The organism is Streptomyces sp. Ru72, from assembly GCF_002920635.1.
Taxonomy (GTDB): Bacteria; Actinomycetota; Actinomycetes; order Streptomycetales; family Streptomycetaceae; genus Streptomyces.
Window position 1 is genome coordinate 1 of record NZ_PQSR01000129.1, and the last position, 20056, is coordinate 20056.

Annotated in this window: 18 protein-coding genes, 1 tRNA gene and 2 pseudogenes; 15 read left to right on the forward strand and 6 right to left on the reverse strand. The window is 70.3% G+C overall.

Features of this window, described 5'->3' with window-relative positions; genetic code table 11:
• Window positions 1-176 precede the first annotated feature (176 nt).
• Window positions 177-497, forward strand: a pseudogene (locus C3488_RS35135) (DUF4232 domain-containing protein); the annotation flags it as partial.
• Between the two features lie 78 nt (window positions 498-575).
• Here the strand turns inward: C3488_RS35135 and C3488_RS35140 are convergent.
• Window positions 576-1226, reverse strand: a complete 651-nt coding sequence (locus C3488_RS35140) for a DUF4360 domain-containing protein (RefSeq protein ID WP_103844935.1) — start codon at window positions 1224-1226, stop codon at window positions 576-578.
• Window positions 1227-1491: 265 nt separating this feature from the next.
• Complete coding sequence (locus C3488_RS35145) at window positions 1492-2508, reverse strand: LacI family DNA-binding transcriptional regulator (RefSeq protein WP_103844936.1); 1017 nt, start codon at window positions 2506-2508, stop codon at window positions 1492-1494.
• 658 nt (window positions 2509-3166) lie between these two features.
• Between C3488_RS35145 and C3488_RS35155 the strand changes: the two genes are divergently transcribed.
• From C3488_RS35155 to C3488_RS35210, 12 genes are all read left to right on the forward strand, one after another.
• The gene (locus tag C3488_RS35155; RefSeq protein WP_103844938.1) at window positions 3167-5047 is read left to right on the forward strand and encodes a sensor histidine kinase KdpD; all 1881 of its coding nucleotides are present in this window, start codon (window positions 3167-3169) and stop codon (window positions 5045-5047) included.
• A 56-nt stretch (window positions 5048-5103) separates the two neighbouring features.
• Window positions 5104-5538, forward strand: a complete 435-nt coding sequence (locus tag C3488_RS35160) for a roadblock/LC7 domain-containing protein (RefSeq protein WP_103844939.1) — start codon at window positions 5104-5106, stop codon at window positions 5536-5538.
• Complete coding sequence (locus C3488_RS35165) at window positions 5535-5921, forward strand: DUF742 domain-containing protein (protein ID WP_103844940.1); 387 nt, start codon at window positions 5535-5537, stop codon at window positions 5919-5921. Before C3488_RS35160 ends, C3488_RS35165 begins: the two co-directional genes overlap by 4 nt.
• A complete protein-coding gene (locus tag C3488_RS35170) occupies window positions 5899-6498 on the forward strand; it encodes an ATP/GTP-binding protein (protein WP_103844941.1) in 600 nt (199 codons plus the stop codon). Before C3488_RS35165 ends, C3488_RS35170 begins: the two co-directional genes overlap by 23 nt.
• Window positions 6495-7064 (forward strand): GAF domain-containing protein, encoded by a 570-nt coding sequence (locus C3488_RS35175; RefSeq protein WP_103844942.1) that lies wholly within the window; start codon window positions 6495-6497, stop codon window positions 7062-7064. Before C3488_RS35170 ends, C3488_RS35175 begins: the two co-directional genes overlap by 4 nt.
• Before the next feature lie 325 nt (window positions 7065-7389).
• The gene (gene tdh, locus C3488_RS35180; protein ID WP_103844943.1) at window positions 7390-8418 is read left to right on the forward strand and encodes an L-threonine 3-dehydrogenase; all 1029 of its coding nucleotides are present in this window, start codon (window positions 7390-7392) and stop codon (window positions 8416-8418) included.
• Window positions 8419-8454: 36 nt separating this feature from the next.
• The gene (locus C3488_RS35185) at window positions 8455-9654 is read left to right on the forward strand and encodes a glycine C-acetyltransferase (protein ID WP_103844944.1); all 1200 of its coding nucleotides are present in this window, start codon (window positions 8455-8457) and stop codon (window positions 9652-9654) included.
• Between the two features lie 32 nt (window positions 9655-9686).
• Window positions 9687-10592 carry a LysR family transcriptional regulator gene (locus tag C3488_RS35190; RefSeq protein ID WP_103844945.1) on the forward strand — a complete coding sequence of 302 codons (906 nt, stop codon included), beginning with the start codon at window positions 9687-9689 and terminating at the stop codon, window positions 10590-10592.
• Window positions 10593-10675: 83 nt separating this feature from the next.
• Window positions 10676-11245 (forward strand): helix-turn-helix domain-containing protein, encoded by a 570-nt coding sequence (locus C3488_RS35195; protein ID WP_103844946.1) that lies wholly within the window; start codon window positions 10676-10678, stop codon window positions 11243-11245.
• Window positions 11242-11772 (forward strand): GNAT family N-acetyltransferase, encoded by a 531-nt coding sequence (locus C3488_RS35200; RefSeq protein ID WP_374955484.1) that lies wholly within the window; start codon window positions 11242-11244, stop codon window positions 11770-11772. Before C3488_RS35195 ends, C3488_RS35200 begins: the two co-directional genes overlap by 4 nt.
• Before the next feature lie 42 nt (window positions 11773-11814).
• Window positions 11815-12186, forward strand: coding sequence for an MmcQ/YjbR family DNA-binding protein (locus tag C3488_RS35205; RefSeq protein ID WP_103844947.1), 372 nt, complete (start codon window positions 11815-11817; stop codon window positions 12184-12186).
• Window positions 12187-12278: 92 nt separating this feature from the next.
• Window positions 12279-12352 (forward strand) — tRNA-Pro (locus C3488_RS35210).
• A gap of 97 nt (window positions 12353-12449) precedes the next feature.
• Here C3488_RS35210 and C3488_RS42130 read toward each other — a convergent pair.
• From C3488_RS42130 to C3488_RS35220, 3 genes are all read right to left on the reverse strand, one after another.
• The gene (locus tag C3488_RS42130; RefSeq protein WP_258053849.1) at window positions 12450-12581 is read right to left on the reverse strand and encodes a hypothetical protein; all 132 of its coding nucleotides are present in this window, start codon (window positions 12579-12581) and stop codon (window positions 12450-12452) included.
• A 573-nt stretch (window positions 12582-13154) separates the two neighbouring features.
• Window positions 13155-14723, reverse strand: coding sequence for an alpha-L-arabinofuranosidase B (locus C3488_RS35215; protein WP_103844951.1), 1569 nt, complete (start codon window positions 14721-14723; stop codon window positions 13155-13157).
• Between the two features lie 238 nt (window positions 14724-14961).
• A complete protein-coding gene (locus tag C3488_RS35220) occupies window positions 14962-16389 on the reverse strand; it encodes a glycoside hydrolase family 43 protein (protein WP_103844948.1) in 1428 nt (475 codons plus the stop codon).
• Window positions 16390-17242: 853 nt separating this feature from the next.
• Between C3488_RS35220 and C3488_RS35225 the strand changes: the two genes are divergently transcribed.
• Window positions 17243-18667 (forward strand): family 43 glycosylhydrolase, encoded by a 1425-nt coding sequence (locus C3488_RS35225; protein WP_103844949.1) that lies wholly within the window; start codon window positions 17243-17245, stop codon window positions 18665-18667.
• A 295-nt stretch (window positions 18668-18962) separates the two neighbouring features.
• Here C3488_RS35225 and C3488_RS35230 read toward each other — a convergent pair.
• Window positions 18963-19259: pseudogene (locus C3488_RS35230) on the reverse strand (sugar hydrolase); the annotation flags it as partial.
• Window positions 19260-19650: 391 nt separating this feature from the next.
• On the opposite strand from C3488_RS35230, the gene C3488_RS35235 reads away from it, so the two are divergent.
• A partial coding sequence (locus C3488_RS35235) for a twin-arginine translocation signal domain-containing protein (RefSeq protein WP_146067991.1) occupies window positions 19651-20056 on the forward strand: 406 nt, incomplete at its 3' end.

Consider the following 20056-nt stretch of genomic DNA (forward strand, 5'->3'; position numbering starts at 1 on the left):
TGCAGCGCTGACCCGCCTGATCCACGGTGATCGCGATGTGGTGCGGTCCGCCGGCGCGTAGACGAGCGGTTCACCGCGCGGGCGACTCCACCTGCTGACCGATACGCACCACCTCGAGAAACCCCAGCCCTGCGCCGGCTGGGGTTCCTCTCTTCTGCGGACTTCCACGGTGAGTACGGACGGTCGACGGCCTGAGGATCGTCCACGGCGATGAGATCGCGCCCGGCACCGGAGCCGACGGCTCCCCTGAGCCGGTGACCCTGAAGCCGGGGGAGCGCGCATACGCGGTTCTCGTGTGGCGGAACACCACCGAAGCCGGAACTCCGGTAAACGCGCCGTACGTTCGCGTCTGGGCCAAGCCCGGCGCACGCCCCGTGACGGTGACCCCGGAACTCGACCTCGGCACCACGGGGAAGCTCGGCGTCGGCCCGTGGAAGAAGGACACGGCATCGGACGCCACCGGCACGCGGCCGTCCACCGCGCCGTCCACGCCATGACGCCGGCCTGTCCTTCGCGCAGCAGCGGCGGCGCCGGCCGGTGGGTGAGCGCAGCGCCGCCCGCCCGCCGGCGTCGGTTCAGGAGCGCGGACACTCCTTCCAGGCCATGTGGTACACCGTGCTGATGTCTCCGTCGGTCGAGTCCATGGTCATGAAGCTGACCTTGCCGGGCGCGGACGTGCCCGCGGTGACGCGCAGTTCGGTGTTGATGTTGAAGTTGCGCTGGACTCCACAGGGCGCCCAGACCAGCTGCGCCCAGTCCGTGCTGTCCGTGGCCTGCCAGTTGTCGTTGTAGGGGCCGTTGAAGGGGTGGCTTCGGGACGCCGTGTTCGAGGAGCCCTGGAAGTAGTACGAGGCCCGCTGGGTGCCGCTCGCGCCCTGCTGGAGCGAGGCGAAGCCGCGGTAGTCGGCGCTGGCGATGGCGTAGGTGAAGCCCTGCGGGACGTGCACGACCAGGTTGAGCTGGCAGTTCTTGCGGAAGGCGGTGGGGTCGGAGTTCCCGCCGACCTGAGCGAGGTAGTCGCTGTAGGTCACCGTGAAGGCGGTGTTGTCCTCCGAGACGGCGACGGCGGTGGTGCCCTGGGGACAGCCGGAGCCGTTGACCGTGGCGATGTCGATGACGATCTTGTCCGGGGGCGGGTCCGTGAAGACGGGGGAGCTGTGCTGTGCCGGAATCGTGGTGGTGAGGAGAGCGGCGATCGCGCCGCTCAGGAGCAGTCCGCCGGCCATGGTTCTCCTTCGTTCGGTGGGGGGTGGACATGCGCGGTATGGTCATGAGCACGTCAAGACGGCCCGTGCGCGCTCCCGGTCTGTGGAGAAACCGTGAGTGTGCTGTGAAGGCCGGGAGCGCTCGCATCGTACGCAGCCGCCCATCCGGGGGACAGGTCGATCCCCGGCCATTCATCGACGGGGTCACGCCCCGCGGGTCGCAGGCGAACGCCGATCGCGACCGCGCCTCGCCCGTGCCGCGCCCTTGGCCGTGCCGCCGGCGGCTTCAGTGGGGGCGCAGTTCCCCCGAGCCGCGCGGGATGAGCCGGGTGGGTATCTCCGTGGTGCGGGCTCGGGAGCGGTCGCCGTCCAGGCGGGCCAGCGCGATCGTCGCGGCCGCGGCGCCCATGGCCGCCGGGTCCTGGGCGACCACGGTGAGAGCGGGCTCGAGGACCTCGGCGAGCGGTATGTCGTCGAAGCCGACGAGCGCGACATCCTTGCGGCCTGCCCGGGCAAGGCCCAGCACGGCTCCCATGGACGCGAAGTTGTTCGCCGCGAACAGTGCCGTCGGCGGGTCCGCCAGGCTCAGCAGGCGCTCGGTGTCGGCGGCCGCCGACTGCATGTCGTGGCCGCCGGCCACCAGTGTCCTGTCGTACGGCAGCCCGGCTTCCGTGAGGGCGTCCCGGTAGCCCTGCAGACGCATGCGGCGGGTGTAGAGGTGGGCGGGCGTGTTGCCGATGAAGCCGATCCTGCGGTGGCCGTGCGCGATCAGGTGCGCGGTGCCCTCGCGTGCTCCCCGTCGGTTGGAGCTGAGCACGCTGTCCGCGGCCAGCCCGGTGCCGGGGCGGTCGAGGAAGACCACCGGCAGTCCCGCGGAGCGCTCCGCCTTCAGGTAGCCGTGCTCGGCTTTCACGATCGGCGCCATGAGCAGGGCGCTGACCCGGCGGGCCAGGAACGTCCCGACCAGGGAGCGTTCACGTTCGGCGTCCTGGGCGGAGGAGCCGACGAGGAGGGTGAGACCCCGGCCGTGCGTCACCGACTCGATCCCGCTCACCACCGTGGCGAAGAACGGGTTGCTCATGTCCGGCACGATCAGCCCGATGGCGGTGTCGCTGCCGCCGAGTCGGATGTTCCGCGCCATGAGGTTGGGCCGGAAGCCCAGCCGCTGCACGGCCTCCATCACCCGCTCACGGGTCTCGGCGGCGACCGGCCCGTCACCGTTGAGCACCCGTGACACCGTCTTGGCGCTGACGCCGACCTGCTCCGCCACGTCGCTGAGCGTGGGCCGGCGTGCCACAGCCATCGTCGTATCCCCTCACATGAAGGCGGCGTGAGTGAGTCGTCCTCCTCCGCGCCACCCGTGGTGCTGTCAGTTCTCCCGGCCGCTCCCGCGGCCTGCTCGTCGGCAACGACAGTACCCGTGCCCTCGTCCTCCGGCTGAAGCGCGTCCGTCATGATCGGCAGACGCTCCGACGCCGACCGGTCGCCCGGCTCGATCAGCGCCGAACTGCGGCCGTCGACGAGCGCGCGGCAGCCGACACTCCGGGTGACGATCCAGGGGACGCCGTCCGGGGTCCGGGAGCGGAAGACCCCCGTGCCGGCTGACTTTTCCGATCGGTGTTCGAGCGGGTCGGAGCCGTGGAGCGGGAAATTCCTCAGCGGCTCGCCTTTTGTGTGCGACCACTTCTGACCAGCTCTGATCGCTTCGATGGCAAGCGGGAACGCGTGACCTACACGGTTATCGGTCTGTCGTACGACAGGTCATACCGGAGCGGGAAGCTCTCCGGAGGACTTTGTCAACAGCCCACCCCTCGAGCCTCCCGGGCGACTACTCTGAGTGTCCGTCGGGCGACGCAGGGCCGGAAGTTCGGCTCTCTCGACCGGCGCCGCGATGGCGCGTGCCCGAGTCGCGCAGACCCGCGGGAGCCCACGCCCCCGACGCACCCAGGACGAGGACGCCGATGTCTCACCTTCGCGCACCCGCCGCACGCGAAGACCGCCGTGAGGGCGGGCGGCGCGGGCGGCCGGCCGCCCACGCGGTCCTCCCGCACCCCGAGATCCGGATACGGCCCCAACTGCGGCGTCTGGCCGTCCTGCCGCCCCTCGCGGTGGCCCTCGCCGCCTGCGCCGCCGTGCTCTTCGTGGTCCGTACCACCGGCGCACGCCCCACCCTCGCGCTCTGGGCCGTGCTCGCGGGCTCCCTCGCAGTCACAGTGGTGGGCATCGTGATCGCCGCCGTGGCCGCCGAGCGCGCCGCCCGGTCCGTGACCGGCCGACTCGACGCGTTGCGCCGCGCGAGCGCCCGCGACGAAGCCGGCCTGCGCGCCCTCGTTGAAGCGCTGCGCCGCGGTGAGACACCGCCCGTGCGTGCGCCGCGCGGCACACCCGCCGCCGACGCCGACGAGTTCGAACAGCTAGCCGCGGAGCTGGCGCGCGCCCACGACGGCGCCGTGGCGGCGGTCGTCCAGGCGGCACAACTCTCCAGCCGGGCGGACAGCGAACAGAAGCTCGAGGTGTTCCTGAACCTCGCACGGCGGTTGCAGTCGCTCGTCCACCGGGAGATCTCCATCCTGGACGAGCTGGAGAACGACATCGAGGACCCCGACCTGCTCAAGGGCCTCTTCCACATCGACCACCTCGCCACCCGCATCCGGCGCCACGCCGAGAACCTCGCCGTGCTCGGCGGCGCCGTCTCCCGCCGGCAGTGGAGCAACCCGGTCCCCATGACCGAGGTGCTTCGCTCCGCGACCGCCGAGGTCGAGCAGTACACGCGGGTCAGACTCGTACCGCCGGTCGACGGCAGCCTGCGTGGACACGCCGTGGCCGACGTCATCCACCTGCTGGCCGAACTCGTCGAGAACGCCACGGTGTTCTCGCCGCCGCACACCCAGGTCGTGCTGCGTGCCGGCCTCGTCACCTCGGGGCTCGCCGTGGAGGTCGAGGACCGCGGGCTCGGCATGCCCCAGGCCGAGCAGAACAAGATGAACGCCCTGCTCGCCGACCCGGACCAGTTCAGCGTCGCCGGTCTGCTGGCGGACGGCCGCATCGGCCTGTTCGTGGTCTCCCAGCTCGCCCGCCGGCACGGCATCCACGTCCGGCTGCAGACCAACATCTACGGCGGTGTGCAGGCCGTGCTCGTCCTGCCGCAAGGGCTGCTCGGCCCGGCACCGGGCGCGGCCGCGACGATGACACCGGTGGCACCGCAGGGCACCGCGGTCGCCAACGGCGCCCGGAGCACCGGGGGTGCATCCGGCTCCCGCGGTGCGGCGGCCCCGACCAGCCCACGGCACACGGCCAACGCCGCGAACCCGTGGCCCACGGTCACCGCAGCCGACCCGCACACCACGGCCGTCGCGGCCCCACTCCACACCCGGACCACCCCCCATCCCTCTGCCCCCGCGTCCGAACACCCCGCACCCCGCGAACCGCGCCGACTGGCACCCGGCGGCATCCCGGCCCACCCCGCCCGGACCCCGTTGCCCGTCCGGGACATCGACGCATCCCGGCCCACCCCGGCCGAGGCCCGGCCCGGCATCCGTCCCGCCGACCGCGCGACCCTTGCCGACAACGCGGGACCGCCGGTGCCGCGCGTCGACGTGGCGGGCGCGGCCCTGAGCAGGCCCTCGCTGCCCCGCCGCCGCGCCCAGGAACACCTCGCGCCCCAGCTCCGCGGCGGCCCCACTCCGCCCGTCCACCAGGACGCCGGCCACTACGCCGGCCACGACCCCGGCCTGATGGCCGCGTTCCGACGGGGCATCGGCCTCGCGGAAGCCCTGCATGAGTCGACCCCGCCCGAACACGACCTGACAGACCGCCACGACGGGAGCACTCCAGCCGGATGACCGCCCCGACCCCACCCGCTCCCGCAGACCCGCGTACCCCAAGGAGTCGATCCACCATGGCGAGCGAAGCGCCGACCGCCCAGGCTCACGACCTCGACTGGCTGATGAGCGGCCTCGTCCAGCGCGTGCCGCACACCACGAGCGCGGTCCTCCTCTCCTGCGACGGGCTGGTGAAGGCCGGGCACGGCCTCGACCCGGACAGCGCCGACCACATGGCCGCCCTCGCCTCCGGCCTCTACGCCCTCGGCCGCAGCGCCGGCGTCCGCTTCGGGGACGGCGGCGACGTACGGCAGGTCGTCGTCGAACTCGACTCGACCCTGCTGTTCGTCACCACCGCCGGTTCGGGCACCTGTCTCGCCGTCCTGGCCGACCGTGAGGCCGACGCGGCGGTCCTCGGCTACGAGATGGCGATGCTCGTCAAGAGCGTGCGACCCTATCTGACAACCGCGCCCCGCCGAAGCGCCGAGCAGCCCACGGCGATGCGGCCTTGAGCGTCACCACGGCCGGTGACGGCCCCTGGATCGACGACGCGGCCGGGCGGCTGGTGCGTCCCTACACGATCAGCAACGGCCGCACCCGCCCGACCGCCGCGCTGGACCTTCTGTCACAGGTGAGGGCCACCGGCTCCATCCCCCTCGGCTCCTTCGGCCCCCTCGGCCCGGAGCACGCCCAGACGCTCGGCCTGTGCCGTTCGCCCGTCACGGTCGCCGAGGTCGCCGCCCACCTGAGGCTGCCGGCGGCGGTCACGAAGGTGCTGCTGTCCGACCTCGTCGACTGCGGGGCGCTCACCACCAAGCCCCCCGCACACCACCACCACCCCACCGACCGGTCCCTTCTGGAGGCAGTGCTCGATGGACTACGACGACAGCTCTGATCCCTTCCCGACCGCGCTGAAGATCCTGGTGGCGGGAGGGTTCGGCGTCGGCAAGACGACCTTCGTGGGCGCGGTGAGCGAGATCGCGCCGCTGAGCACGGAGGAACTGCTCACCACGGCCGGCGCCGCCACCGACCGCCTCGACGGCATCGAGGGCAAGGTCGAGACAACGGTGGCGATGGACTTCGGCCGGATCACCCTGGACCCGAAGCATGTGCTGTACCTGTTCGGGACGCCCGGACAGGAACGCTTCTGGTTCATGTGGGACGAGTTGTCGGAGGGCGCGCTCGGCGCGGTGATCATCGCCGACACCCGGCGCCTGGAGGACTGCTTCGCCGCCGTCGACTTCTTCGAGCGCCGCGGCCTCGGATTCATCGTCGCCGTCAACGAGTTCGACGGCGCCCACCGCTACGACCCGGAGGAGGTGCGCGCCGCCCTCGACCTGGATCCCGGGGTCCCCGTCGTGCGCTGCGACGCCCGGATCTCAAGCTCCGGGATTCAGACCCTGCTCACCCTCGTCCGCCACCTGCTCGAGCAGACGCCGGCACCCGCCACGAGCCGCGGAGCCCGCGCATGAGACTGAGCCGACTGCTCCTGACCCCTCAGGACGGAGACGCCCCCGAGCGCGTCCGCAGGCTGCGCCGACTCGGTCTCGGGGAGCGCGCGGAACCGGAGTTCGACGCCTTCGCGGACCGGCTCGCGGGGCTCGCCGAGGTGCCGTACGCCATGGTCACCTTCGTCCAGGAACACCGTCAGTACTTCGCGGGACTCCACCAGCCCGACGACCGCCCCCTCACCGCGCCCGCGGACCCGGACGGCGCCGCCGGTGAACCGGCCCGCCACCTGGGCCGCGAGTACGGGTTCTGCCCGCATGTGGTCGTCCGGCGCAAGGCCCTGGTCCTGGAGGACGTCCGTGACTACCCCCGCTTCGCCGGCAATCCGCTCGTCGACGAAGCCGGCGTCCGCTCCTATCTGGGCGCCCCGCTCATGGACGGCACCGGCATCGCTCTCGGCACGGTCTGCGCCCTCGACGTGCGACCGCGCCCCTGGGGCCGCGCGGGCCTGGACACCATCAAGTCGCTGGCGGCGGAGCTCACCGCGCGGATCACCGCCAGGGAGACCGGTGATGCCGAGCGCGCCTGACGGCAGGGCCCCGCGGTGCGGAAGCGCGGGGCGCGTAGGAGAGCGGCCGGCAGCGGCGGCATGAAGGAAAGGGGCCGGCCGCGGCGGCATGAAGGAAAGGGGCCGGCAGCGCGCGGCGTGAAGGAAAGGGGTCGGCAGCGCGCGGCGTGAAGGAAAGGGGTCGGCAGCGCGCGGCGTGAAGGAAAGCTGCGGTCGCGCTTAAGAAATCCTCGATGGACCGCCGATCCCCGATGCGGCAGATTTCTGAGCGACTTCACATCCTTCCCCTGGCGCGGGCCCCCCTCGGCGTGCCCTGCGCCGGGCCTCACTCCCAGGAGCCGTAGCGTTGAAGGCGCTGGTCAAGGACAAGGCGGAACCAGGGCTCCGGCTCATGGACGTTCCGGAGCCCGTCGTCGGCCCGGGCGACGTACTGATCAAGGTGCTGCGGACCGGGATCTGCGGAACCGACCTGCACATCCGCGCGTGGGACGGCTGGGCGCGGCAGGCGATCCGCACGCCCCTGGTCGTCGGGCACGAGTTCGTGGGGGAGGTCGTCGCCACCGGACGGGACGTCACCGACGTGGGCGTCGGTGACCGGGTCAGCGGCGAGGGCCACCTGGTGTGCGGGAAGTGCCGCAACTGCCTCGCCGGGCGCCGTCATCTGTGCCGGGCGACCGTCGGGCTCGGTGTCGGGCGGGACGGCGCGTTCGCCGAGTTCGTGGTGCTGCCCGCCACGAACGTGTGGGTGCACCGCGTCCCCGTCGACCTCGATGTCGCCGCGATCTTCGATCCGTTCGGCAACGCCGTGCACACGGCCCTGTCCTTCCCGCTGGTCGGCGAGGACGTCCTGATCACCGGTGCCGGCCCGATCGGCCTGATGGCCGCCGCCGTGGCCCGGCATGCGGGCGCCCGCAACGTCGTCATCACCGACGTCAGCGAGGAGCGCCTGGACCTCGCCCGCAAGATCGGCGTGAGCCTCGCCCTGAACGTCTCCGAGGCGGCCATCGCCGACGGCCAGCGCGAACTCGGCCTGCGTGAGGGCTTCGACATCGGCCTGGAGATGTCAGGTCGCCCCGAGGCGATGCGCGACATGATCGCCAACATGACACACGGCGGCCGCATCGCGATGCTGGGTCTGCCGTCCCAGGAGTTCCCCGTCGACTGGGCGCGCATCGTGACCTCGATGATCACCGTCAAGGGCATCTACGGCCGCGAGATGTTCGAGACGTGGTACGCGATGTCCGTTCTGCTGGAGGGCGGACTCGACCTGGCACCCGTGATCACCGGCCGGTACGACTACCGCGACCACGAGGCTGCGTTCGCCGACGCGGCGAGCGGCCGCGGCGGCAAGATCATCCTCGACTGGACCGCGTAACTCCCTCCCGGCGTAAGCACTTTTAGGAGCCTCTCCATGTTCGACTCCGTGCGCGACGACCTGCGCGCCACCCTCGACGAGATCCGCGCCGCCGGGCTGCACAAGCCCGAGCGTGTGATCGGCACCCCGCAGTCCGCGACCGTCGGCGTCACCGCGGGCGGCCGCTCCGGCGAGGTGCTCAACTTCTGCGCCAACAACTACCTCGGGCTCGCCGACCACCCCGAGGTGATCACCGCCGCCCACGCGGCGCTGGACCGCTGGGGCTACGGCATGGCGTCGGTGCGCTTCATCTGCGGCACCCAGGAGGTCCACAAGGAGCTGGAGGCGCGCCTTTCGGCCTTCCTCGGCCAGGAGGACACCATCCTGTACTCCTCCTGCTTCGACGCCAACGGCGGTGTGTTCGAGACCCTTCTCGGCGAGCAGGACGCGGTCATCTCCGACGCCCTCAACCACGCCTCGATCATCGACGGCATCCGTCTGTCCAAGGCCCGCCGCTTCCGCTACGCCAACCGCGATCTCGCCGATCTCGAACGGCAGCTGAAGGAGGCCACCGAGGGCGGCGCCCGCCGCAAGCTGATCGTCACCGACGGCGTGTTCTCCATGGACGGCTACGTGGCCCCGCTGCGCGAGATCTGCGATCTCGCGGACCGCCACGACGCCATGGTCATGGTCGACGACTCGCACGCCGTCGGCTTCGTCGGCCCCGGCGGCCGGGGCACTCCTGAGCTGCACGGCGTCATGGACCGCGTCGACATCGTCACGGGCACCCTCGGCAAGGCGCTCGGCGGCGCCTCCGGCGGTTACGTCGCCGCCCGCGCCGAGATCGTCGCCCTGCTGCGTCAGCGCTCCCGGCCGTACCTCTTCTCCAACACCCTCGCCCCGGTGATCGCCGCGGCCTCCCTCAAGGTGCTCGACCTGCTGGAGTCCGCAGGCGACCTGCGCGAGAAGCTGAAGGAGAACACCGCACTCTTCCGCCGCCGGATGACCGAGGAGGGCTTCGACATCCTGCCGGGCGACCACCCGATCGCCCCGGTCCTGATCGGTGACGCCGCGAAGGCCGGACGCATGGCCGAGCTGCTCCTCGAACGGGGCGTGTACGTCATCGGCTTCTCCTACCCGGTGGTCCCGCAGGGCCAGGCCCGGATCCGGGTACAGCTGTCCGCGGCGCACTCCACGGACGACGTCCACCGCGCCGTCGACGCCTTCGTGGCTGCCCGGGCGGAACTGGACGTCTGAGGCGACCCCGACCTCTTGCGATAATCGTTCGCATGATCGAAGCGCGGCGGCTGCACATCCTCCGTGCGGTGGCCGACCACCGCACGGTGACAGCCGCTGCCGCCGCGCTCTACCTCACCCCCTCCGCGGTCTCCCAGCAGCTCACCGCGCTGGAGCAGGAGACCGGCCACCGGCTCGTCGAGCGTGGCGCCAAGGGTGTACGGCTCACTCCGGCCGGCGAGATCCTGCTCAACCACACCCATGCCGTCCTGGCCCAGCTGGAGCGCGCCGAGGCCGAGCTGGCGGCCTACGGCGCGGGCTCGGCGGGCACGGTGACGCTGGCGTCCTTCGCCACCGGCATCGGTCTGGTCGTCGCCCCCGCGCTGGCCCGGCTGGCCCGCAGCGCGCCCGGCATCCGGATCCGCGTACAGGACGCGGAGGGCGACGAGAGCCTGCCGATGGTCCTCGACCGGCAGGTGGACGTGGCGGTCGCCGTGGAGTACCGGGGGGCGCCGGACGCCGACGATCCCCGGCTCACGCACATCCCGCTGTACGCCGAGCCCTTCGACGCCGTCGTACCGGTCACCCACCGCCTCGCCGACGCCCAGGAGGTCCCGCTCGCCGAGCTGGCCAAGGATCGGTGGATCGGTCCCTATCCCGGCAACCCCTGCCATGACGTGGTGGTCCTGGCCTGCGAGCACGCCGGGTTCCAGCCCCGCCTCGAGCACTCCTCGGACGACTTCCGGGCGGTCGTCGCCCTCGCCTCGGCGGACGCGGGGGTGGCGCTGGTGCCCCGCTCGGCCCTGCGCGGCATGGACCTCGCCGGCGTGGTGGTCCGTCCGGTCGACGGCGTCGCGCCCACGCGCCGGGTCTTCGCGGCCGTGCGCCGGGGTGCGGAGGAGCATCCCCTCATCCGCCCTGTGCTGGACGCGCTGGCGGAGGCGGCGACGGCGGACTGACGGGCGCGGCCGTCTCCAGCAATCCGGAGCCTCCAGAATCAAGACACCTGCGTTTTTCTCAGATGTGGGATATCGTCCCGTATATGGGAAATGACATCGACTCCGTCGACGCCCGGCTGGCGGCCCGCCTCGCCGAGCTACGGGCCGAACGCGGCTGGTCGCTGGACGAGCTGGCCGAGCGCAGCGGGGTCAGCCGCTCGACTCTGTCCCGCGCCGAACGCGCCGAGATCAGCCCCACCGCCGCGCTGCTGAACCGGCTGTGCGCCGTCTACGGCCGTACCATGTCCCGGCTGCTCAGCGAGGTGGAGGAGGAGCCGGCGCAGGTCGTGCGCGCCGCCGACCAGGTGGTGTGGCAGGACGCGGCGTCCGGCTTCGTACGACGGTCGGTGTCCCCTCCGCACCCCGCACTGCGCGGCGAACTCGTCGAGGGACGGCTCACGGCGGGAGCCGACATCGCCTACGACCGGCCGCCTGTGCCAGGGCTCGAACAGCACATCTGGGTCCTCGACGGAACGCTGCAGGTGACCGCACAGGACGTCGAACACCGCCTCGGCGCCGGCGACTGCCTGCGGATGCGGGTCTGGGGGCCGACGCGGTTCCGTTGCCCGGGGCCGGAGGATGTGCGGTACACGCTGGTGGTGGTGCTCCCGTGACCGTGATCGACAGACTCGGCGGGGACGAGGTGCGGGCACGCTGCGAGGAACTGGCCGATCTGCTGACCGACACCGTGCACAACGGGGCGTCCATCGGCTTCCTGGCGCCGCTGGACCGTGCGGAGGCCGTGGCCTGGTGGAAGGCGCGGGCGGACGCGGTCCACGCGGGCGGCCTCGCGGTGTGGGTGGCCCGGGCGGGGGAGCGGGTGACGGGCACGGTGAGTCTCGCCTTCCCGGACAAGCCGAACGGCCGCCACCGGGCCGAGCTGGTCAAACTCATGGTGCACCGTGAGGCCCGCGGCAAGGGCCTCGCGCGCAGGCTCCTGGCCACCGCCGAGCGGGCCGCCGCCGAGGCCGGGATCACCCTGCTCCACCTGGACACGGAGACCGGCAGCCCCGCCGAGTCGCTGTATCGCTCCACGGGCTGGACCAGCGTCGGCTCGATACCGGACTTCGCGGCGACCCCGGCGGGCGTCCTGCAGTCCACGACGATCTTCTACAAGCGGGTGGCGCCGCTCTCTCGTTGACCGGCCGCCCGATTGTCAGTGCAGTTGGCTACGGTGCGAGACATGCCGGACGCCGAAGACGTACGCCGTATCGCCCTCTCCCTGCCGGACAGCACGGAGAAGATCGCCTGGAGCATGCCCACGTTCCGGGTCGCGGGGAAGATGTTCGCCACACTGCCCGAGGACGAGTCGTCCATGGCGGTGCGGTGCCCCAAGGAGGAGCGGGACGAACTGGTCCTGGCGGAGCCCGGGAAGTTCTGGGTCGCCGACCACGAGGCACAGTTCGCCTGGATCCGGGTGCGCCTCGCCGTCCTGGAGGACGAGAGCGAGCTGCATGACATCCTCGCCGACTCCTGGCGCCAGGCGGCGCCGCCCCGCCTCCTCGACCTCCATCCCGACCTGGGTCTGCCGGCAGAGGAGGGGCGCCGCGAGTGAACGCGGGATAAAGGGATGCGCGACCACGGCCCCGAGTGCGGTATTGTTTCTGTGCACGTTGGGCCAGGGGAAACCCCAGGTCAGACGGGCAACGGGACGTGGCGCAGCTTGGTAGCGCACTTGACTGGGGGTCAAGGGGTCGCAGGTTCAAATCCTGTCGTCCCGACTGGAGACAGTCCAGGTCAGGGCCGGTTTCGAAGTATCCGAAACCGGCCCTTGATCATTCCTGGAGCCCAGTTGGGGACCGGCGTCCTTGAACGAGGTCAGCCGGTCACGACGACCCGGCTCGGCAGCGAGCGCGGTGTGCGCACCACGCTGAGGCGGACGGAGAGCGCCGCTTCGGCGGCCGTGATCTTGGGTGCGTCCGGGTGCGGGTAGCGCTGGGTGGTGGTCACTGACCCCTGGCCGGCGATCCTGCGTGGGACGTCTGCTCGGACTCCGGAGTCGGCGGACCAGGTCAGTCCGGTGTGCCGGTGCGTCGGAGGCATGGCGGCGCAGGTGCTCTCAGCCGAGCTCGGTGAGCACGTCCTCCCGTCGTGTGGCGTTCGCGCAGGACGGCGGTGAAGATGCGTCCGCCGCAGACCCGTGAACAGGCGGGTGTCGGGATGGGGGCCGGCGGACAAGGATGCGCTGGGCGACGAGGGGGCGGATCTCTCGACGACGGGAATCTTGCGGGCCCGCCTGTCGAACGTCGTTCGGTGAGGCGATCGGACGCCAGAAGAGCGAATACGCGACGTCATGGTTCTGCCGGCATGTGTCATGAGCCGCTGTCGGCCGGCCGAACCGCCGTCCACGCCGAACGGCGCCATAGCTGAGCGATGCCGGCGCCGCACGGAAAGGGCTCCGCAGGATCGGTCGCCGACCTCCGCGGGACCGTCTGGCCCGACATCGTTCCGCCCTGCGGCGCAACTCCCGTCCCGAACCCGTGAGCGGCCCGGCCTGCGGGCGCCCACGGGTTCGGTCCCGCGTCAGCTCCAGGGAGATGCGGTGAGCCAACTGGTGTCCTGGGCCCACGACGACGTGGAGTCCCAGGCGTTGGAGCCGCCATTACTGGCTATGTAGGCCGTGAAGTTGTAGTGGCGGATGTACTTGGTGGGGAAGTTGACGGACTGGAAGGAGGTGCCGACCCCGCTGTTGCCCGTGGTGGGGCAGAAGGTGGCGTCCTTCGCGAACGAGCTGCCGCCGTTGTCGGTGTTCAGGTAGAGCTGGTAGTTGGAGTGGCGCAGGAACTGGCCGGGCTTGTTGGCGGACTCGAAGGACAGGCAGGAGCTGTTGGCCAGGCCGGCGCGGACGATCCAGGTGGCGTCGGCCTTGTCGGTGGCCGAGCTGGCGGAGTTGATGCTGGAGATGACGACCTTGGTGTCGGCGTCGTTGTGGCGCAGGTAGTCCGAGGTGCAGCAGGGCGCGGTGGTGGCCTGCAGGGAGATCCGGGAGCCGGGCGTCAGCGAGCCGGTGCTGGTCGAGCCGCTGTTGTAGCCGGCGGCGGTGATGTTGGCCTGCACGGCGTTCTCGGTGGCGTCCGAGGGGTAGCCCTGGGTCATCACGCCTTCGTAGAAGGTGCCTTGGCCGGTGTTGCTGTTGTCACCGCCGATGCCGAGGATGATCGCGCCCTGCTTCTTCATCGGGTTGTAGCCGGTGGCGTTGGGGCGTACGCCGTTGTAGAAGGTGGACAGGCCGCCCGACTGGGCGTCCCCGCCGCGGATGGCCCACTGGTTCGGGCCGCCCTTGAGCATGGCGGTCAGGAACCGGTTGTTGACGGTCGGGTCATTGGCGTTGAAGCCGCGGTTGACCCCGGAGAACAGGCCGTTCTCCAGGTCGGCCATGACCCAGGGGCCGGTGCCGCTGCCGTAGCCCCAGCCCTTGCTGTTGCCGAAGTACAGGGCCTCCATGGTGCCGTTGCCGTCGTCGTTGCCGGTCGTCTCGGCGTTGCCGTAGTCGAAGCAGCAGCCGCCGTTGAAGTGGGTGCCGTCGAAGATCGCGTACATGCCCTCGGGCTGGTCGCCGGTGGCGATGCCGTTGGTGTTGTTGTTGCGGTAGCCGGTGCCGGGGGCCACGTAGACGCCGTACGCCTTGTGTCCGCCGACGGTGATCGGCGCCTCGAAGGCGTTGGCCAGGTTGTCGTTCCCGTTCTCGGCCGGACCGGGCCAGTAGCCCTTGAGCGCCTGGGTGAGCTTGTTGCCCTTGCCGGACTGGTCGTAGATGACGGTGATGACGCAGCTGGTGTTCGCGCAGAAGGAGTCCTGCTGCGCTGCGTCGGCGTATCCGCCGGTGCTCAGCAGGCCGATGTCCTTGGTCGTGTTGTCGGAGGCGCGCCTGACCTGGTATAGCGGGCCGTTGTACGCCCCGTACAGGGCGCGGGTGGTGCTGTGCGCGGCGACGCAGGGGGTGCCGCCCGCGGCGTAGATGTCGCACGGCCCCTGGGTGGCGGCCTGCGAGGTGGTGGCCGTGGCGGTGAGCAGGCCGGCGGCCAGCGCGGCGGTGGCACCGGCCGCGAGCAGTGCGCGTCTGACGCTGCGTATCCACGGTGGCTTGATCATGAAGAACTCCTTCACAGGGTGGGTTGTGAGGTGAGCGTCGACGAAGCCCTGGCGTCCGGCGGTGCGTACGCCGCGGGTTGCCTCGACGCTTCCGGGTGCGGTGCCGGATTCGGCTCTCTTCGGCACCGCGTCCGGGGCTGGTTGCCCCTCAGCTCCAGGGGAGCGGCACGGCCGCGGCCATGCCGAGGAACAGTCGGCGCGACGTGAGGGGGGATGCGCTCATCGTGTCGGCGTCGGGTCAGCTCCTGACGCGGAAGGTGGCGTCGCTGCGTCCCATCGCGGTGGTGATCGGGTCGAGGCGCAGCTGGTAGGCGTAGTGGCGGATGTAGCGGTCGGGGTAGTTGTACGACTGGAACGACGACCAGCTCGAGTCGGCGAGGCCGGCGACCCGCCGGAAGGTCGCGTCCGCCGCGAACTGGCTGCTGCCGTCGTTGTAGGCGAGCTGGAAGTCGAAGTCGGAGTGGCGCAGGAAGTAGCCGGGGTGGTTCACCGACTCGAAGGAGACGGTGCCGGTGCCCGCCAGGCCGGGCCTGAGCCGGAACTGGGCGTCCTCGGCGGGGCTGACGTCGGGGTCGATGCGCACGTCGAAGTTGATCTGGCGCACGTACCGGTCCGGGAAGTTGTACGACTGCAGCCGCTGGGCCGGGGTGTCGGGCCAGCGGGCGAGCACGCGGCTCTCCTCGGCGGCCGTGAGGGGCGTGATCGCGCCGTGGCGCTTCGGGGTGCCGCCCATGTCGTAGCCTCCCGGATCCTGAAGCCGGTAGGAGCTGACGCTGAACGGGTTGGTCGTCAGGATCGGCCTGTATTCGCGTACGCCTTGCGGGCTGTTGTAGTCGATGTAGAGCGCCCACTCGTTGCGGTCTGTGAACTTCATCCAGACCGGGCCTTCGACGACGTTACCGGTGAGACCGATGCTGGAGAGGTTGCCGAGGTCGGTCCACGTCCCCAGGATCGAGTTGCTGCCCTCGACCGTGTTCTGGCCGTCGCCGGAGACCCGGACGTAGCGGTAGTTGCCGACACCGGCGGGCACCTCGGTCATCTGGGTGTCGACGACCGCCGTGGTGCCGGGCGGGTCGATCCAGATCTGCGGGGTGGTGATGGTGCGGAAGTCCTTGGTACGGGCGTAGTAGATGCGGTACTTGAACACGCCGTTCACCGTGGCGTTCGTCGCCCAGTACAGGACGTAGTCGTTGGTCTCGGGGTTGAAGACCGCCTCCGGCGCCCACGCGTTGTGCCCGCCGGGGATCAGTCCGGCGGCGTTGAGCAGCCACGGCTTCGACCAGGTCACCAGGTCCGTCGACTCCCACACCACGAAGCTGGGGCTGCCGTTCTGGTACGTCGAGCCGCAGCGGACACACAGGTCGGTCGCGATGATCCAGTACTTGCTGCCGTCGGGAGAGCGCACCAGTGCGGGGTCGCGCACCCCCTTCGTGCCGATCGTGGAGTTCAGGACCGGTGCTCCGCCGTTGAGGTCGTTCCAGTGCAGGCCGTCCGTGCTGTGCGCGAGGTACAACATCTGGCCGGTCGCGGAATCGCCGGTGAAGTGCACCATCAGGTAGCCGGGGTCGGCGGCGGCCGCCCGCTGGGGTGTGGCCAGGGCTTGACCTGTGAAGAGGAGGCATACGGCGAGCAATATCACCGACAGCCGGGCGCGAAGCGCGGTCATGTGGATCTCCTGTCGTCGTGCAGGTGCCACCGTCGGGCGAAGAGGGGAGCGGAGTGGCGGGGCAGGCTCGGTCTCGATGTGGGCGGGACAGGACGGTTACCGATCCGGGTGACGGTGTGGCTCCCGGGTGCGGTACATGTCGCCGTGGTGACGGTGTCCCAGGCACACGAGCCGGTGCGTCGGTGGTGCGACGGCTTCTGCGGCGAAGTGACGACTGCCGCCCGGGTGGGGGTGTCGCCGTGCGGGCCGGACGGACGGTCTGTGGTGTCTCGGTTTCGGGCACCCATGAAGGCGCTCGAGGTGGGCGACGCTTCGGCGTTCTGTTCTCAGGGGCTCCTGTCCTCTGGTCCAGACTCGGCGGCCATCGCCTTCGAAGTGCGGCGATGTCAGTGGTGGGTCACCGGGTCTCCGACTCTTGGTGCCGACCGCTGTTGCTCCCGGCGGCGTTCCGTCCCACTGCTCGGCCGGGGGGAAGCTCAGTGGTCGACGCACTATCCACCACACCCATTTGTGCGGCATATCGAACGCTGTTCGTAGAATCGGGCAGACAATAAGTCGGGGAAACGGAGCGCGTCAACACATCCGACATGCGGAGTCCCTTGAGCGGGTCCGCCAACCGGTAACTCGGTGGCGTGAATTGGCGCGGATGGCTTTTCGTGGCGGGCGTCGGGCGACTCGATGGATATTTCTGTACGGAAGCATTGACTCGGGCAGGTCCAGAACCTATGTTCTGGCCGAATTGACGAACGGTGTTCGAAATACCGGAAGGTGTGGGCAGACGGTATCTCTGCACCACCCGCACCAGAGGGAGCAATCCGTGAGACCTGAGCTCACCCGACGAACGGTCCTCGGCATGATCGCCGGCTCGGCCGCCGCCACCGTCACCGGTGTCTCGGCCGGTACCGCCCACGCCGCCGTGCCCGCGTCACCCGGTGTGACATACACGAACACCATCGCCGAGCAGCGGGCCGACCCGCACATCTACAAGCACACGGACGGCTTCTACTACTTCACCGCCACCGTGCCGGAGTACGACCGCATCGTGCTGCGCCGCGCCACCACGATCCAGGGGCTCACGTCGGCCACCGAGACGACCATCTGGACCAAGCACGCCAGCGGTGCGATGGGCGCACACATCTGGGCCCCGGAGATCCACTTCATCGACGGCAAGTGGTACATCTACTTCGCCGCCGGCGACGCCGACAACGTCTGGAGGATTCGGCCCTACGTCCTGGAGTGCACCGCCGCGAACCCCATCACGGGGACCTGGACGGAGAAGGGGCGTATCGCACTCCCGTTGGACACCTTCTCCCTGGACTCGACGACCTTCGTCGTGAACAGCACCCGCTATCTCGCCTGGGCGCAGAACGACCCGGCCGTCGGCACCGGCACCAACCTCTACATCGCGCGGATGTCCAGCCCGTGGGCCATCACCGGCACCCCGGTCATGATCAGCCGGCCGACCGCCTCGTGGGAGACCGGCGGAGGCGCGACGGTCAACGAGGGCCCGGCTGTGATCCAGCGCAACGGCAAGGTCTTCCTGACCTTCTCGGCCAGCGCCACCGATGCCAACTACTGCATGGGCATGCTGACCGCCTCGGCCTCGGCCGACCTGCTCAGCGCCTCGTCATGGAGCAAGACTGCGAACCCGGTCTTCGCAAGCAACGCCGCCACCAGCCAGTACGGCCCCGGGCACAACCAGTTCACGGTCTCCGAGGACGGCAAGTCGGACATCCTCGTCTACCACGACCGCAGCTACAAGGACATCAGCGGTGACCCTCTCAGGGACCCCAACCGCCGCACCCGCGTGCAGAAGATCTACTGGAAGGCCGACGGCACGCCCGACTTCGGCATCCCGGTCGCCGACGGTCTCACCCCGATCCGGCTCTCCTCGTACAACTTCCCCGACCGGTTCATCCGGCACTGGGACTTCCGCGCCAAGATCGAGCCGAACGTCTCGCCGCTGGCCGACTCGCAGTTCCGTGTCGTCGCCGGTCTGGCCGGCACGGGCACCGTCTCCCTGGAGTCGGCGAACTTCCCCGGCTACTTCCTGCGCCACAAGAACTACGAGGTGTGGGTGGAGAAGAACGACGGGACGTCGCTGTTCGCCAGTGACGCCTCCTTCACGGCCCGGGCCGGCCTCGCGGACTCCGCCGGAGTCTCCTACGAGTCGTACAACCTCCCGGGCCGTTACATCCGCCACTACGACTACCTGTTGTACGTCCGGGCTCTGAGCACGGCGACGGACCGGGCCGACGCCACCTTCCACATCCAGTGAGCCACCACTGCGGCCCGTCACTCCTCGGGCGGTTCCGAAGGAACCCAACGGGCTGCGTATGGCGGGCGGCGTCACGGTGACGGTCCGCCTCGAGCTGGCCGGCCTCGCCGGCGGCCGGCTCGCCGGGCTGTGCCACTACGCGGCCACCTGCCCCCGCACCCGGCCACGCAGTCCGGGGCGGACGTCGTGCACACCGGCCCCCGACGAACAACGCGGCGCTCACGTGGCGAAGCCGTGGGGTCCGGCCGTACCCGGCGAGAGCGTGAGCACTGCCAGTACCGGACCGTCAGATACCAGGAGATCGACGGACCGAGCCTTCGGGGACGTTCAGGCCCACCCGGTCGTCGCGGGCACGCATCGCGCGGGTCTCCTTGGAGACGGCCTCGCCGGCCCACCGTACGAGATCGGTGTTCCACGTCGTGCCGAGGTCGACCGCCTGCGGGAAGACGGTGGCCGGCCTGCCCAGGCGATGCCGTGCAGGGCTCCTGGCCGGTGCGGAAGGCCGTGATGCCCAGGGGCTCGACGGCGGGCGTGAACTGATCCAGGGATCCCGTCTTTTCGTCGAGGTGAGCCGCGGCAGAAGGTCGTCCATGCGCTTCGCGAACGGCAGCTGCGATCGCGGAACGGCAGGTGGGTGTGCGGATTTTGTGTGGCAGGCACATGGGATTCCCTTGAATGGAGCAGAGAGGGCTTTCGAAGCGCTTCGACGCCTTTCAGGGGGCAATAGGGGAGTGTTAGGACATCAGCGTCACTGCGTCAAGCAGTGCATACGGGCGACTCGTTCCGCCTCGGAGGAATCTTGGAAGCGACCCTTGTGCGCCTCCAGGTGTTCACTTAACCTCGCAGCAACATCGAAGCGCTTCGACTACGGCACACGTCTCAGTAATGGGATGTCCCCTCTCAGCTCAGCCAGTTCCTGTCACGACACCGCAGCCGACGGCCCACCGCCGGGTGTCCTGGTGCGCCACGAAGGGTTGACGCAAATGACGCCGAACTCCGCTTCCGTCTCTCCCGGGCTCAGCCGGAGAAGCTTCCTCGCCTCCACGGCGGTCGCCACCGCAGCGGTGGCCGGGGGTATGCCACTGCTCGCCGCCTGCAGCGGTTCGGACAGCGGTTCGCGTGAGGGCGCCACGTCGGGCAAGGCCGCGGACAAGCTGCTCCCGACGTACGTCGCCAGCACGGTCGCCAAGCCGGACATTCCGTCGAAGAACGGGTCGACCGACGGTTTCACCAGCAAGATCGATCTCGCGTCCCTTGCCACGTCGGTCCCCGACAAACTCGGCACCGGCGCTCCCCTCAAGATCATGTCTCCGTTCTGGGGCACCCCGCCGAAGCCCGGGTGCCGCTACTACACGGCGCTCGACGCCGCGGCGGGCACCAAGATCACCT

Bases quoted from the DNA above. Each gene is read 5' to 3' on its own strand.
- C3488_RS35225 (WP_103844949.1), top strand. From the start codon at position 17,243: ATGATCGCCGGCTCGGCCGCCGCCACCGTCACCGGTGTCTCGGCCGGT.
- C3488_RS35220 (WP_103844948.1), bottom strand. From the start codon at position 16,389: ATGACCGCGCTTCGCGCCCGGCTGTCGGTGATATTGCTCGCCGTATGC.
- C3488_RS35215 (WP_103844951.1), bottom strand. From the start codon at position 14,723: ATGATCAAGCCACCGTGGATACGCAGCGTCAGACGCGCACTGCTCGCG.
- C3488_RS35160 (WP_103844939.1), top strand. From the start codon at position 5,104: ATGGCGAGCGAAGCGCCGACCGCCCAGGCTCACGACCTCGACTGGCTG.
- C3488_RS35185 (WP_103844944.1), top strand. From the start codon at position 8,455: ATGTTCGACTCCGTGCGCGACGACCTGCGCGCCACCCTCGACGAGATC.
- C3488_RS35175 (WP_103844942.1), top strand. From the start codon at position 6,495: ATGAGACTGAGCCGACTGCTCCTGACCCCTCAGGACGGAGACGCCCCC.
- C3488_RS35190 (WP_103844945.1), top strand. From the start codon at position 9,687: ATGATCGAAGCGCGGCGGCTGCACATCCTCCGTGCGGTGGCCGACCAC.
- C3488_RS35140 (WP_103844935.1), bottom strand. From the start codon at position 1,226: ATGGCCGGCGGACTGCTCCTGAGCGGCGCGATCGCCGCTCTCCTCACC.
- C3488_RS35205 (WP_103844947.1), top strand. From the start codon at position 11,815: ATGCCGGACGCCGAAGACGTACGCCGTATCGCCCTCTCCCTGCCGGAC.
- C3488_RS35170 (WP_103844941.1), top strand. From the start codon at position 5,899: ATGGACTACGACGACAGCTCTGATCCCTTCCCGACCGCGCTGAAGATC.
- C3488_RS35145 (WP_103844936.1), bottom strand. From the start codon at position 2,508: ATGGCTGTGGCACGCCGGCCCACGCTCAGCGACGTGGCGGAGCAGGTC.
- C3488_RS35155 (WP_103844938.1), top strand. From the start codon at position 3,167: ATGTCTCACCTTCGCGCACCCGCCGCACGCGAAGACCGCCGTGAGGGC.
- C3488_RS35195 (WP_103844946.1), top strand. From the start codon at position 10,676: ATGGGAAATGACATCGACTCCGTCGACGCCCGGCTGGCGGCCCGCCTC.